This window comes from Plantactinospora sp. BB1 (assembly GCF_003030385.1).
In the GTDB taxonomy this organism is placed as follows: domain Bacteria; phylum Actinomycetota; class Actinomycetes; order Mycobacteriales; family Micromonosporaceae; genus Plantactinospora.
This window is the reverse complement of record NZ_CP028159.1, coordinates 8,185,878-8,200,146: the sequence shown is the minus strand read 5'-3', so window position 1 is coordinate 8,200,146 and position 14,269 is coordinate 8,185,878. Positions and strand designations below refer to the sequence as shown.

Genomic DNA, 14,269 nt, shown 5'->3' with positions numbered 1-14,269 from the left:
CTCACCAGGCACGCGGATCCTCCGCCACCAGCCGGGTGAGGGCGGCACAGAGCTCGTCGGTGACCTGCCGCGCCGCCGCCTCCGCCACCGTCGCCGGGTCGAACCGGACGCGCAGCCCGAGCCGGGCGTCCGGGTGCACCTCGACGGTGAGCGGATAGTTGTTCCGACCGGCTCCCGGCCCCCGGCGCACCGACAGGGTCTCCCCGGCCGGGTACCGTCCGCCCTTGAACAGCGGGAAGTTCTGCACCCCGACGGTGGTGTCGAAGAGCGGCCGGCCCGGCGGTGACCCGGCCGCCCGCTGCGCCTCGGCCACCGACATGTACTCGAACCGGCCCAGCCCGATCAGCGTCGACTGCACCTCCCTGAGGAAGGTCGCCACGTCGTCGTGCCGGGGCAGCCGTACCCGCATCGGCAGGGTGGTCGAGAGGAGCCCGGCCATCCGCTCGATGCCCGGAAGCGGCGCCGACCGGCCGGAGAGGATCACCCCGAAGACGAGGTCGCGGTCGCCGGTGACCCGGCTGAGCGCCACCGCCCAGGCGCCGTAGACCAGGGCGCCGAGGGTCAGCCGGCGACGCTTGCAGAAGAGTTCCACCTCGGTGGTGAACTCGGCGGAGAGTTCCCGCCGCAGCACGCGTTCCGCCGACGGGCCGGCACCCTCCGGGCCGGTCCGGGCCGGCGTGCCGGCGCCGCCGACCGGTTTCGGCAGGCCGGCCGGGTGCGGGAGGTCGGCCAGCAGCTCGCGCCAGAACCGTCGCTCCGGCCCGGGGGTCCGGGTCTGGATCCACCGTACGTAGTCCCGGTACGGTGCCGCGGGCTCGTCGTCCACGGGTCGGCCGGCCAGCAGGTTCGCGTACGCCTGGAAGCACTCCGTGAACACCAGGCTGCTGCTCCAGCCGTCCATGATCGCGTGGTGGTTGGTCCAGACCAGGTGGTGCAGGTCGTCGGCGAGCCGGACGGCGGTGACCCGGTACAGCGGTGCGGTGGAGAACTCCAGGTCGAGCCGGCCGTCCTCGGCGAGGATGTCGGCGATCCGGAACGACGCCGCCGCCGTCCCGGACCGGTCGACGACGGTCAGCGGCGGCACCACCTCGGCGTGCACCACCTGGTGCGGTTCGGCCAGCCGCCGCCAGCGGATCGCCGTACGCAGCGCGTCGTGCCGGCGGGCCACGGCCGTCAGCGCGGTCCGGAACAGTTCCGGGTGGAACTGTCCGGTCAGGGTGAAGCTGGTCTGGTTGAGGTACATGCCCTCGCCGGGGCTGTAGAGGGAGTGGAAGAGCATTCCGTGCTGGGCGGGGGTGAGCGGGTACACCTCGCGTACGCCCGGCTCGGCGCAGACGTCGTCGAGCTGGGCGCCGGTCAGGGTCGCCAGCGGGTGCCGCGCCGGTCTGCCGGGCCCGTCGACGCAGCCGGCCAGCCCCTGGGCCAGGGCGGCCCGCAGCCGGTCGACGAGGTTCACGCAGAGCCGTTGGATCGTCTCCGCCCGGTGCCGGCCGGCCGGGTACGCCCAGGTGATCCGCAGCCGACCGGCGGCCACCTCGCACCGGACGTCGAGCCCCGGTACCGGCTCGGCGGGGCCGAGCGGCACCGTCCGGACCCCGGCGTCGAGCGGCACGCCGTCGAACGCGAACCCGACCGCCTCGGCATCGGCCCGGGCCAGCCGGGCCCGCAGGTCCTGATCGGGTGACAGGTGCCGCAGCACCCCGTACGCCAGGCCGGCGCGGGGAACCCGGCGCAGCTCCCGGGCCACCGCCCGGGCGGTGGCGGTGATGTCACCGGCGACCGCCGGCAGCCGTACCGGACAGCTGCCGGTCAGCCGCCCGACCGTGCGGCTGAGGTCGACCTCCGGGAACGGCGAGTCGCGTCCGTCGTCGCGCAGGCGTACCGCGAGCGCGCCGCCCCGGGTCTCGGCCGTCGCCGTCAGGACCAGGGCGGCGAGTACCAGTTCCGCCGGGGTCACCCCGAACCACTCGGCCGCGACACCGGTCAGCCCGGCGGTTTCGGCCGCGCTCAGCTCCGCCACCACCGACCGGGCGGGGACGGTCTCCGGGCGGGCCGTCGGGTCGGGGCCGTCCGGGGGCAGCGCCGGGGCGGGCTCGTCGGCCATCAGCCAGTAATCGGCCTCGGCCCGGGCCGCGCCGGATTCCGCGTAGCGGCTGATCCGCTCGGCCCAGTACCGGTAGGAGGTGGTCGGCTCCGGCAGCCGGGCCGGCCGACCGGCGGCGATCCGCGCGCACAGGGTGCCGATGTCGGCCGTGACGATCCGCCAGGAGGCCCGGTCGAGCAGCCGGCGCAGCGCCACGAGCACCAGGTGGCGGTCTCCGGAGGACCCGCCGACCAGGGCGGCCCGGACCAGCGGACCGCTCGGGGTGCCGTCGGGCGGCGCGGCGGTGCTGGTCTCGACGATCGTCGCGGCGAGCGTCTCGGCGGCGTCGCGCAGCGCCGACGACGGATCCGTGGCACCGCCGTCGACCTGGCGGATCGACAGCGGCACCGGCCCGACGGCCGGCACCGACAGCCGCCGGCCCTGCGCGTCGACCAGCAGCCGGGCCCGCAGCATGTCGTGCTGCTCGGCGAGCGCGGCCAGCACCTCCGCCACGGCCGGCTCGCCGAGTCCGGGGGGCAGTTCGACGGCGACGGCCCGGACCGCCGGGGTCCCGGCCGGGTCGAGCAGGTCCCGCTGCCCCGGGGTGAGCGGGACCGGGCCGGCCGCCGCGCCGCGGACGACGGTCGGCGCCGCGTCGGCGTCGACGATCCTGGCCAGCTCGGCCACGGTCTGGAACTCGAACACCTGGGCGGGGACGAGCCAGAGGCCCGCGTCACGGGCCCGGGAGACGACCTGGATACCGAGGATCGAGTCGCCACCCAGCTCGAAGAAGTTGTCCTCGATCCCGACGTCGTCCAGCCCCAGCACGTCCGCCCAGATCCCGGCCAGGAGTTCCTGGGTGGGGGTGGACGGCGGGGCGTATCCGGTGGACTGCCCGGCACTCTGGTCGGGCGCCGGCAGTGCCCCCCGGTCGAGCTTGCCGTTCGGGGTCAACGGCAGCGCCGGCAGGTCGACAAAGGCGGCCGGCACCATGTAGTCGGGCAGCCGGTGCCGCAGGTGGTCGCGCAGGGCCGACGGGTCGGGCAGCCGGCCACCGTCGGCGACCAGGTACGCCACCAGCCGTACCCCGCCCGCGTCGTCGGTCCGGCCCACCACCACGGCCTGGCGTACCGCCGGGTGCCCGAGCAGCGCCAGCTCGATCTCGGCCGGCTCCACCCGGTGTCCACGGATCTTGATCTGCTGGTCGACCCGGCCGAGGAACTCGACAGTCCCGTCCGGGCGTCGCCGGCCCAGGTCGCCGGTGCGGTACATCCGCCGCCCCGGCGCAGCCGCGAACGGGTCGGGCCGGAATCGCGCCGCGGTCAGCCCGGGCTGGCCGTGGTAGCCGCGCGCCACGCCGGCACCGCCGAGGTAGATCTCGCCGACCACGCCGACCGGCGTCGGGGCCAGCCGCGAGTCCAGCACGTAGAGGCCGGTGTTCGCGATCGGGGCGCCGATCGTGATCGGTGCCGCCGTACCGTCCACCACGCCGGCCGTGGACCACACCGTGGCCTCGGTCGGCCCGTACACGTTCCAGAGCGTGCTCTCCGGGGCGAGCAGTTCGCCGGCCAGGTCCGTCGGCAGTCGCTCGCCGCCGCAGAGCCGGATCCGCAGCCCCGGCGGCACCCCGACCGACTCGGTGAGCATCCGCCAGGTCGCCGGAGTGGCCTGCATGACGGTGCCGCCCTCGTCGCACACCAGGGCGTGCAGCGCCAGCGGGTCGGTGGTCTGCGCGCGCTGCGCGACGATCACCCGTCCCCCGGTGACCAGCGGCAGCAGCAACTCCAGCACGGAGATGTCGAAGGAGAGGGTGGTCACCGCGACCAGGGCGTCCCGGGGTTCCGGTCGCAGCAGTGCGGCGAAGGAGGTCAGCAGGTTCACCACCGCCGCGTGGCTGACCTGCACCCCCTTCGGTCGTCCGGTGGAGCCCGAGGTGAAGATCACGTAGGCGAGGTCGGCGGGGTCGGCCGGCCCGGCGCCGAGGACGGCGTGGGTCCCGGCGTCGGCATCGGCATCCAGCGCGCCGGCGTCGGCGTTGGCGTCGGCGTCGGCGTCGGCGAGCAGGAGCGGTGCGGGGCCGCCGTCGGGTAGGGCTCCGGCCAGGGCGCGCTGGGTCACCACGATCGGTGCCATGGTGTCCGACAGCGCCTGGGCCACCCGCTCCGCCGGGACGGCGGGGTCCAGCGGGACGTACGCACCGCCGGCCTTCCAGACTCCGAGCAGGGCCACCACGAGATCCACGCCGCGCTCCAGATAGAGCCCGACCAGGGTCCCGGGCCCGACGCCCCGTCGACGGAGCCGGGCGGCCAGCGCGGCGGCCCGACGGTCCAGTTCCGCGTACGTCAACGACCGGCCGCCGGAGGTGACCGCCGTGGCGTCCGGGGTACGGGCCGCCTGCTCGGCCACCAGCTCGTGCGCGCACCGGGGCGGGATCTCGACGACCGGGCCGTACACCGCCGGTCCGGCCGGTGACTCCTCGGCGACGGGCAGGGCGCCGACCGGCTGCCCGGGGTCGCGCACCACCGCCCGCAGGATCGCCTGGTAGTACGCCGACATCCGCCGGACCATCGCCTCGTCGAAGAGTTCGGTGCTGTACTCCCAGCTGCCCCGCAGCCCGGCGGCGGACTCGGTGACCGCCAGGGTGAGTTCGAACTTCGCGGTACGCTGCTCGACCCGGAACGGCAGCACCGCCAGGTCGTGGAACTCCTCCTCCGTCGGCGGGCGTTCCAGCTGGTGGCTGAAGGAGACCTGGAACAGCGGCGGCCGGCTGGTGTCCCGGTCCACCACCACCTCGTCGACGACCAGCTCGAAGGGGACGTCGGAGTTCTCGATCGCCGTCGCGGTGGTCTCCCGGACCCGCCGCAGCAGCTCGGTGAAGGTCGGCTCCGCCGAGACGTCGATCCGCAGCGTCACCATGTTGAGGAAGCACCCGACGAGATCGTCCACCCCGGATTCCGCCCGGCGTACCACCGGCGAGCCGATCCCGATGTCGTCCTGCCCGGCCAGGCGGTGCAGCAACACCGCGAACGCCGCCAGCGCGACGATGTTCGTGGTCACCCCGGCGCTCCGGGTCAACGCGCGGAGGCCCTCGACCACCGGGGGCTCGACGGCGAAGCTCAGCGCCGCCCCCGCCCCGGAGCGGATCCGGCTGCGCACACCGGTGCCGGGCAGGTCGAGGACGGGCAGTCCGGCGAGCCGCTGCTGCCAGTGGTCGAGCTGGCCGCGCAGCGCCCCGGAGTGCACGAGCTGCCGCTGCCACACGGTGTAGTCGACGTACTGCACCGGCAGCTCGGGCAGCTCGGCGGGGCGCCCCAGGCAGGCCGCGGAGTACGCCCGGGCCAGCTCCGTACGGAGCAGCTCGATCGACCGGGCGTCCACCGCGATGTGGTGCAGGGTCAGCACCAGTACGTGGTCGGTGGGCCCGACCCGCAGCAACCGGGCCCGCAGCGGCGGCTCCTCGGCCAGGTGGAACGGCCTGGCCACCTCGTCGGAGACCAGTCGGCGGAGGGTCTCCGGGTCGGCGGGCACGTCGACCGCAGACAGCGCGCTCGCGGTCGCCGGCCGCACCACCTGCCGGGGGTGGCCGTCGGTGACCGGGAATACGCTGCGCAGCACCGAGTGCCGCTCGACCACCGTCTCCAGCGCCGTGCGGAGTTGGTCGACCCGCAACGGCCCGCCCAGCCGCATCACCAGCGGCACGTTGTAGTCCGCCGACTCGGGCTGGAGCTGGGCCAGGAACCACAGCCGCTGCTGGGCGAAGGAGAGCGGGAACGGCCCCGGCGAGCCGGTGGGCCGCACCTGGTGCGCGGTGGTCGGCCGGCCGACCCGGTCCAGCTCGGCGGCGAAGCCGGCCAGTGTCGGGTGCTCGAAGAGGGTACCGAACGGGACCCGCAACCCGAGCGTCCGCCGCAACTGGCCGGCCAGCCGGGCCGCCGTGAGGGAGTGTCCGCCGAGTTCGAAGAAGTTGTCGTCCCGGCCCACCCGGGACACCCCCAGCACGTCGGCCCAGAGTTCGGCCACCGTCCGTTCGGTCGGGGTCGCCGGCTCGGGCGACTTCTCGGCCTGCCCGAGCTGGCGGGCGTCCGGTTCCGGCAGCGCCCGCCGGTCCACCTTGCCGTTGCCGGTCAGCGGCAGCGCGGCGAGCGGCACGAACGCGGCCGGCAGCAGGTATTCGGGCAGTATCCGGAGCAGGTGCGCGCGCAGCGCGGCCGGGTCCGGCACCCGGTCGGCGGCGGCGACGAAGTAGCCGACCAGCCGGTGGTCCCCGTGCCGGTCCTGTCCCGCGACGACCACGGCCTCGGCCAGGTCCGGGTGGGCGAGCATCGCCGCCTCGATCTCGCCCGGCTCCACCCGCCAGCCCCGGATCTTGACCTGGTCGTCCGACCGGCCCACGAACTCCAGCTCGCCGTCCGGCCGGCGGCGCGCCAGGTCGCCGGTCCGGTAGAGCCGGCCGCCGGGCTCGACGGCGAACGGGTCCGGCAGGAAGCAGCGCGCGGTCAGGCCCGGCCGCCCCAGGTAGCCCCGGGCCACCCCGACCCCGCCGATGAAGATCTCCCCGACCGCGCCCTCCGGTACCGGGTTCAGCTCCTCGTCCAGGAGATGGATCGCGGTGTTCGCGATCGGCCGCCCGATCGGTACCGCCGCTCCGGTCAGCTCCGGCACCGCCGCCCGGTGTACGCAGCATCCGACGGTCGCCTCGGTGGGGCCGTACTCGTTGACCACCACGACCGGCTCCGGCGACTCCCGCCACGGAGCCAGCGTGTCGGCGAACAGCGCCGCACCGCCGACCACGAGCTGGCCGGTCAGCGCGGCCAGCCGGTCCGGCGACAGCTCCCGGCCGATCACGGCCAGGTGCGCGGGGGTCAGCTTGACGAAGGTGTACGGCCGGCCCGCCCCGACCTCGTCGGAGAGCAGCCGCCGGTAGTCTTCGAGCACCTCGACGGTGCCACCGGCGGCCAACGGCAGCAGCAGGTTGGTGACGGTGAAGTCGAAGGCCAGCGGCGAGTGCAGCGGTACGGTGCCGATCCCGTCCGGGCCGTACGCCCGGCTCGCCCAGTCGAGGTAGTTCAGCAGCGACCGGTGTTCGATCTGGACACCCTTCGGCTGGCCGGTCGAGCCGGAGGTGTAGATGACGTACGCCAGGTTGCCCGGACCGGCCGACTCCACCTCGGCGCCGACCTCCCCGACACCGTCGAGTTGCTCGGGGCCGGGGTCGAGCTGCTCGGGGCCGGGGTCGGCCTGTTCCAGGGTCACCGCGAGCGCCGGTACGCCGAGGTCGTCGGCGAGTTGCCGCCGGGCCGGCTGGGTCAGCACCAGCCGGGCGCCGCAGTCGTCCAGCATCGTCCGCAGCCGGGCCACCGGGTGCCCGGGTTCCAGCGGGACGTACCCGGCTCCGGCCTTGAGCACGGCCAGGCAGCTCACGACCAGCTCGGCCGAGCGCTCCATCAGCAGCCCGACGAGCTGTTCCGGGCCGACGCCGCGCCGGCGCAGCTCGGCGGCCCAGCGGTCGGCCCGGGCGTCCAGTTCGGCGTAGGTCAGGGTTCGGTGACCGTCCCGGACCGCGACCCGGTCCGGCACCAGCGCCGCCCGGGCCGAGATGAGCTGACCGGCGGACCGGTACCCCGGGTCCGTCATCGACGTACACCTCCCACCGTGGCGGCGTCGGTGGACATCCGCAGCAGCCGTTCCGCGAGGTCCGTACCGAGGGCTCTGATCCCGTCCCGGTGCCACAGGTCGGCCCGATAAGTGATCTTGAATCGCAGTGGCAGGTCCGGTGGACTCGCCAGGACCTCCAGGTGCAGATCGTCGATACAGCCACTCTCGGCGTCCCAGACCAGGCACGGCCCGTCGCGTTCGGCGTCGGCCGGAGCGCTGCGCAGTACCACCCCGAGTTGGAGCCGGCTGCCGATGTCCTGGTTGAAGGCGATCGTCACCTTGGGCGAGAGGTTGAGGACCCGGCCGCTCTCGGTGTGCCGGCCGTCCCGCTGGAACGGGCCGCTCTGCTGGCGCATCGCCCGGCGCAGCACCCCGGCGGCGCTCCGGATCGTGGCCTCCGGGTCCGGATGGGCCGGCATCCGCATCCGCAGCACGCAGAGGTTGACCAGCGACCCCACCAGGTTCCGCCGGCTGGCGCTGCCGCGATCGGTGAGCGGCGTCTGTAGCAGCAGGTCCCGCTGCCCGGTCACCGCACCGACCGCGCTGGCGAAGCCGGCCAGGATGGCCGCCGACCCGTGCCCGCCGAGCGGCCGCGAGCGGGCGTCCAGCCCGGCCATGGTGCAGCCGTCCACCTCGAAGACCAGCGCCGGGAAGCGTCCCGTCCGGAGACCCGGCTGCCAGGGCCGGACCGGGTACGGCAGCCTGAGCGGCTCCGCGTCGCGCAGCTCCTCGGCCCAGAACGCGAGGTGGCCCGCCAACCGCTCCCCGGTCATCGCCTGCCGGGACGCCCGGGCGTACGCCCCGAACGAGCCGGCCGGCGGACCGGACGGGACGGGCCGGCCAGCGCGGAGCGCGGCGTGGTACCGGTAGAAGTCCCTGGCGATCAGCGACGCCGACCAGCCGTCCACGAAGACGTGGTGCAGGTGCAGGATCAGCCTGGGCGGATCCGACCCCTCGTCGATGGCGAAGAAGCACGGGATCCGGCCGGCGGTCGTCGACGGGCCGATCGCCCCGTAGACCCGGGGGTCCGCGCCGGCCGGCAACTGCTGCACCGGTCGGGTCGGGTACGTCAGCTGCGTCTCCGGCTCCCCCGGCAGCACCGACATCCGCAACGCGTCGCGCGCCCGGACGATCCGGGTCAGCGCGGCCAGCACCGGCTCGGGGGCGACGCCGTCGCGCAGCGGCAGGCGCAGCGCGTACACCAGGGTCTCCGGGTCGCTCATCTGCTCGACCAGCCGCAGCTGTTCCTGCCCGAAGGTGAGCGGATCGCCGGTGGGGTCGAGTGACGCACCGGGTCGCATCGGACGGACCACCTCCAAGGCGTCGGGCCTGCGCTGCCAACCGGTACGGCTCCGGCAGCGCGACGCGGCGGCCCGTCGGCTCACCCCGGAGACGGCCGTGCGCCCGCCGATTCTTTCGCATCGCGGTGCGGTGCAATAGGGGCGCGGAAACCGTCGCCAACTGGCGCTTTCCGCAGTTGAACGCGAGCCGACGGTCCACCTTGTCCGGTGCCGCGCCGGGGCGCAGACTGGCCGGCAGGACGAGCCGAGGGAACCCCGCCATGCGTCACCGCGAACCCCCGCCGCCGGTGCCGAACTGATGGCCGGCGCGACCGTCCTGTTCCTGCCCTACCCGTCCACGTCGGGTAGCTGGGGCTCGGTGATGAACCTGGTCGCCCTCGCCCAGGAGTGCCGCGGCCGGGGCGACCGGGCCGTCTTCCACGCCTGCCCGCCGACCGCCGAACTTCTCCGCCGGCAGGGCTTCGAGGTGCTTCCGGTCGAGGGGGTCCCGCCGCGGGAGACACCCCGGGCCGTCGACACCTTCTACGACGTCTGCACCGCCCTCGGCTTCGACGACCGGGCCTTCTGGGACCGGGTGCTGCGCTCCGAGGAGGAGGCCGTCCAGGCGGTACGGCCGGACGCCCTCGTCTCACACATGCGGCTGACGGCGCCGATCACGGCAGCCCGGCACGGCATTCCGCTCGCCTCGTGCGGCGGGTGGTCGACCGATCCCCGGGTCCAGGCGTCCGGCACGCATCCGCTCGACGAGATGGCCGGTCAGCTCGCCAGCACCTGGTCGGCACTGACCGTACGCTCCATCAGCGAACTCGTCTTCTGGCGGGCCGACCTGCGGATGGTCACCTCGGTGCCGATCTTCGAGCCGGACTTCGTCGACCTGCCGAACACGCTCTACACCGGCTATCTGCGCCCGATGACCGAGGCCGAACCGCCGTGGAGCCGACCGGTGCCGGACCGGCTGGTGCTGGCCTACGCCAGCAACGCGCCGTGGGGCGTACCCCGGGTGGTGGAGGCGCTGGCCACCGCCGCCGAGCGGGCCGGGGCGGTGCTCTGGTGCGTGGCCCGGGCCGGTGGGCCGACCGGTCGCGTCTCGGCGCACTGCGAGGTCTTCTCCTACCTGCCGTTCGAGGCGTTGCTGGGCCGGGCCGGCGCGGTGGTCTTCCACGGTGGGCAGGCCACCGCGCTGGCCTCGCTCTGCCACGGCGTACCGGCGCTGGCCGTGCCCGGCCGGCACTACGAGCGGCGGTACAACGCCACCCGCCTCGCCGAGCTGGGCACCAGCGTCACCGGTGACCTGGCGGTACTCCGGCCCAGCCGGCTGGCCACGATCCTCCAACGGCTGCTCGACGACGACATCCGGTCCGCCGCCGCGTCGGCGCACCGGTCGACGTACGAGCACGGCGGGGTGGTGTCGACGGTGGACGCCATACACCGGCTGATCGGCTGCTGAGCAACGGCTACCGGTAGGCGCGCGCCTGGAGCTCGAACAACTCGGCGTAGACGCCGCCGAGGGCGAGCAGCTCCTGGTGGGAGCCGTGCTCGACGATCCGGCCCTGGTCGAAGACGAGGATCAGGTCGGCCATCCGGACCGTGGAGAACCGGTGCGACACCAGCAGGGTGATCGCCCCGCTCCCCTCGGTCCCGCGCCGGGTCGCCTCCCGGAAGCGCTCGAAGAGGGCGTGCTCGGCGTCCGGGTCCAGCGACGCGGTCGGCTCGTCCAGCACCAGCAGCAGCGGCTGTTCGCGCATCATCCCGCGCGCGACCGCGAGTTGCTGCCACTGGCCGCCGGAGAGCTCCGCACCGTCCCAGGCCCGGCCGAGCTGCTCGGAGAGCGGCAGCGTGATCGTCGAGCCGGCGCGGGTGAGCGCCGCCCGGACCGCCCCGTCCTCGTCGCACCGGTCGAGGTCGCCGACGCCGACCGACTCGCCGAGGGTGAACTCGAACCGCGCGAAGTCCTGGAAGGCACCCGCCAGACTCCGTTGCCAGCGGTGGGTGTCCAGGTCGGCCAGGTCCACGCCGTCGACCGTGATCCGCCCACTGCTCGGCTGGTAGAGGCCGAGCAGGAGTTTGATCGCGGTGGTCTTGCCGGCTCCGTTGTCGCCGACGATCCCGACGGTGGCACCGGCCGGCAGCCGGACGCTGAGGTCGTGCAGCACCTCGTCGTCGGTACCGGGATAGCGGAACGAGACCCGGTCGAGTTCGATGCCCCGGGTCAGCCGGGCCGGCGGGGTGCCGGTTCCGGTGCGCTTGCCACGGGCGAACTCCACCAGCCAGACGTACCGGCTCGCCATCGCCAGCGTCTGGGTCAGCTCCCGGACCAGCCCGACGGCGCCGGAGACGTACCCCTGGACGAGGCCGGCCACCGCGATCGCCAGCACCACGTCGCCCGGGGTGGCCTCGCCGCGCACGGCACGGGCGGCGACCAGCACGATGCCGCCGGCCCAGGCCGAGGTGAAGAGCAGCCAGGCGCCGGCCGCCAGCAGGGCGGCCCGCAGGTCGGCTGCGAAGAGTTCCCGGTTGGTCTCCTCGCTGACCCGGTGGAACCGCGACACGATCTCGTCGCGCAGCCGGAAGATCCGGATCTCCTTGCCGAACTGCGGCGTCGTCGCCACCCGGAACAGGTGGGTACTGGTGCGGGACGCCTCGGCGGTCCGCCCGATCGCACCGTCCCGCAACCGCTCGGCCCGGGCCGAGGTGACGAAGAGCGGGATGCCGAAGAGCGGCAGGAGCAGCAGTGCCGGGTCGGCACCGGCGAGCAGCGAGAGCGCGGAGGCGGCGCCGACGAAGAACGACACGTTGGACAGCGCCGTCCAGAGTGCACCGACCAGCAGCCGCGAGTTGCTCCGCAGCACCTCCAGGCGGTCGGCGAAGTCGGGCCGCTCGTGCGGTTCGACGGTGGGGATCGAGGTGACCAGCCGCATGACGTCCTGCTCGAAGAGCCGGGCGGCCCGCTCGGAGACGGTGGTCTGCAACGGTACGGAGATGCCGTACGCGGAGAACATCACCGCGATCATCGCGGCGAGGGTGCCGACGCCGATCCCGGCCCGGGTCCAGTCGCCGGCCAACGCCCCGTCGGTGACCAGTTTCAGCGCCAGCGCGTTGGCCGACGGTTGCAGGGCCAGCGACAGGCTGCACAGCGCGATGACGCCGACCCGCCAGCCGCCGGCCCGGATGGCGAGGCGGGTGCCCAGCCAGACCACCTGGAGCCGCTCAGCCATCGACGAACCTCTCCGCCTGTAGTCGGAACATCCGGGCGTACGTCCCGCCGAGCGAGATCAGCTCGTCGTGACTGCCGTCCTCGGTGACCCGGCCGCCGTCGAGTACGCAGATCCGGTCGGCCCGGCGGACGGTGGAGAAGCGGTGCGAGACGAGGACGGTGGTGGTGCCCGAGGTCAGGTCCAGGAACCGGTCGTAGAACTCGGCCTCGGCCCGGACGTCCAGGTTGGCGGTGGGTTCGTCCAGCACGAGTACCCGGGCACCGGCCCGTACCGCCAGCAGCGCCCGGGCCAGGGCGATCCGCTGCCACTGGCCGCCGGAGAGGTCCGCCCCGCCGGAATAGTTGCGGGACAGCGGTGAATCCCAGCCCCGTGGCATGCCGCGGATCGCCGCCAGCACCCCGGCCCGGTCGGCCGCCTCCTCCAGCGCGGTCCGGTCGTCGAGGAGGTCGAGCGCGCCGAAGCCGACGTTGTCCCTTGCACTCAGCTCGTACCGGGCGAAGTCCTGGAAGATGACGGCGAGCCGGCGGCGCCACCGCTCGGGGTCGAGGTCGCGCAGGTCGGTGTCGCCGACCCGGATCGACCCGCTGGTCGGCTCGTAGAGCCGGGTCAGCAGCTTGATGATGGTGGTCTTGCCGGCGCCGTTCGCCCCGACCAGGGCGACGGTGCTGCCGTCGGCGATGGTCAGGTCCACCCCGTCGACCACCGGACGGTCGACGCCGGGGTAGTGGAAGCCGACCCGGTCGAACCGGATGTCGCCGAGCGGCCCGGCCGGCGGGGCGGGCTCCGGCGGCACGGGCTCCGGCGGTGGCGCCCCGGACCGTCCGCCGTCGACGGTCGGGAGGGTGCCGGCCGGGGCGTCCGCGTTGCGCCGGGCCGTCATCCGGGCCTCCAGTTCCAGCAGCGACGGCAGGGTCAGGCAGCCGTACCGGATCGGGAAGTCGGCGTCCGGCAGGAACCCGCCGAGCCCGACGATGGCGGTCAGCGCGCCGCCGAGCACCACCGCCTGGGCGGCGTCGAGGTCCCCGCTGACCAGACCCAGCACGATCGGCACACCCGCCAGCGCCGCCAGCACCAGTACGGCGAGGTCGACCACGGTCATCCGCCAGCCGATGCTTCGGCGCCGCCGCCACACCGGATCCATCGCCGTCGTCCAGGCGGTGTCGTGCCGGCCCACCAGCCAGCCGCCCAGGCCGAAGAGCCGGGTCTCCTTGGCGGTCTCCGGACGCAGCGCCAGGTCCCGCAGGTACTCCGAGCGCCGCAGCCCCGGTACGTCGCCGCTGAGCGCCTGCGCGGTCTGGAACCAGATCGCCAGGATGTGCCGGCGGATCACCATCGCCCCGGCCGCCACCCCGAGCCCCAACCACCAGCGGTACTGGGCGAGCAGCAGGATCGATCCGAACGCACCGGCCTTGAGGGCGATCAGGTTCAGGTACCCGCGCGCCCCGCTGCCCGGCCCCTGCCCGGGAGAGGCGATGCCCTGCGCGGTGGAGATCAGGTCACGGGTGCCGGAATCCTCCAGGTGCGCCACCCCATACGGCCCGGTCAGGCAGGCCACCATCCGGTTGCGGAAGTTGAGGTCGATGCGGCGGACCAGTTCGCCGGTCAGCGGCTCGACGACGACGGGCAGCACGGTACGGGCCGCCGCGACGACGATCAGGAAGGTCACCGCCGGCCAGAGCCCGGCACCGTCGGCGGTCAGCCCGCCGACCACCGCCCCCATCGCCACGAACTGCACCGGGCCGGCGAGTCCCAGCAGCAGGGTCAGGGTCAGCACCGTCCCGGTCAGCACCGGACCGACCCGCCACGACGCCCGCCACAGCTCCGGAACGGCCCGGGCCGTGGAATGTCGACCGGCGCCCAGCCACCGGAGCAGCGCACCCGCCGGGGCCGCACCCACTGCCGTCATCTGAACCCTCTCGACTCGGCTCGTACCGGACCGGACCCCGTCGTCGCGGAAGCCCGTCCATCAAAGCCAATCGGTCGTGGCCGTGCAACCAGCGCAAAGTCCGGACAGT

Annotated in this window: 5 protein-coding genes; 1 reads left to right on the top strand and 4 read right to left on the bottom strand. The window is 74.3% G+C overall.

The genetic code is table 11. The features are described from left to right. Position 1: 1 nt before the first annotated feature. Complete coding sequence (locus C6W10_RS35945) at positions 2 to 7,717, bottom strand: non-ribosomal peptide synthetase (RefSeq protein WP_107263420.1); 7,716 nt, start codon at positions 7,715 to 7,717, stop codon at positions 2 to 4. Further along, the gene (locus C6W10_RS35940) at positions 7,714 to 9,039 is read right to left on the bottom strand and encodes a condensation domain-containing protein (protein WP_159104892.1); all 1,326 of its coding nucleotides are present in this window, start codon (positions 9,037 to 9,039) and stop codon (positions 7,714 to 7,716) included. Before C6W10_RS35940 ends, C6W10_RS35945 begins: the two co-directional genes overlap by 4 nt. Positions 9,040 to 9,337: 298 nt before the next feature. On the opposite strand from C6W10_RS35940, the gene C6W10_RS35935 reads away from it, so the two are divergent. Beyond that, complete coding sequence (locus C6W10_RS35935; protein ID WP_107263418.1) at positions 9,338 to 10,486, top strand: glycosyltransferase; 1,149 nt, start codon at positions 9,338 to 9,340, stop codon at positions 10,484 to 10,486. Positions 10,487 to 10,493: 7 nt separating this feature from the next. Here C6W10_RS35935 and C6W10_RS35930 read toward each other — a convergent pair whose 3' ends face one another. Further along, positions 10,494 to 12,254, bottom strand: coding sequence for an ABC transporter ATP-binding protein (locus C6W10_RS35930; protein WP_107263417.1), 1,761 nt, complete (start codon positions 12,252 to 12,254; stop codon positions 10,494 to 10,496). Beyond that, the gene (locus C6W10_RS35925; RefSeq protein ID WP_159104891.1) at positions 12,247 to 14,160 is read right to left on the bottom strand and encodes an ABC transporter ATP-binding protein; all 1,914 of its coding nucleotides are present in this window, start codon (positions 14,158 to 14,160) and stop codon (positions 12,247 to 12,249) included. Before C6W10_RS35925 ends, C6W10_RS35930 begins: the two co-directional genes overlap by 8 nt. Positions 14,161 to 14,269: the final 109 nt, after the last annotated feature.

Excerpts from the sequence above, each read along its gene's own strand:
- C6W10_RS35945 (WP_107263420.1), bottom strand. The coding sequence starts at position 7,717 with ATGACGGACCCGGGGTACCGGTCCGCCGGTCAGCTCATCTCGGCCCGG.
- C6W10_RS35940 (WP_159104892.1), bottom strand. The coding sequence starts at position 9,039 with ATGCGACCCGGTGCGTCACTCGACCCCACCGGCGATCCGCTCACCTTC.
- C6W10_RS35935 (WP_107263418.1), top strand. The coding sequence starts at position 9,338 with ATGGCCGGCGCGACCGTCCTGTTCCTGCCCTACCCGTCCACGTCGGGT.
- C6W10_RS35930 (WP_107263417.1), bottom strand. The coding sequence starts at position 12,254 with ATGGCTGAGCGGCTCCAGGTGGTCTGGCTGGGCACCCGCCTCGCCATC.
- C6W10_RS35925 (WP_159104891.1), bottom strand. The coding sequence starts at position 14,160 with ATGACGGCAGTGGGTGCGGCCCCGGCGGGTGCGCTGCTCCGGTGGCTG.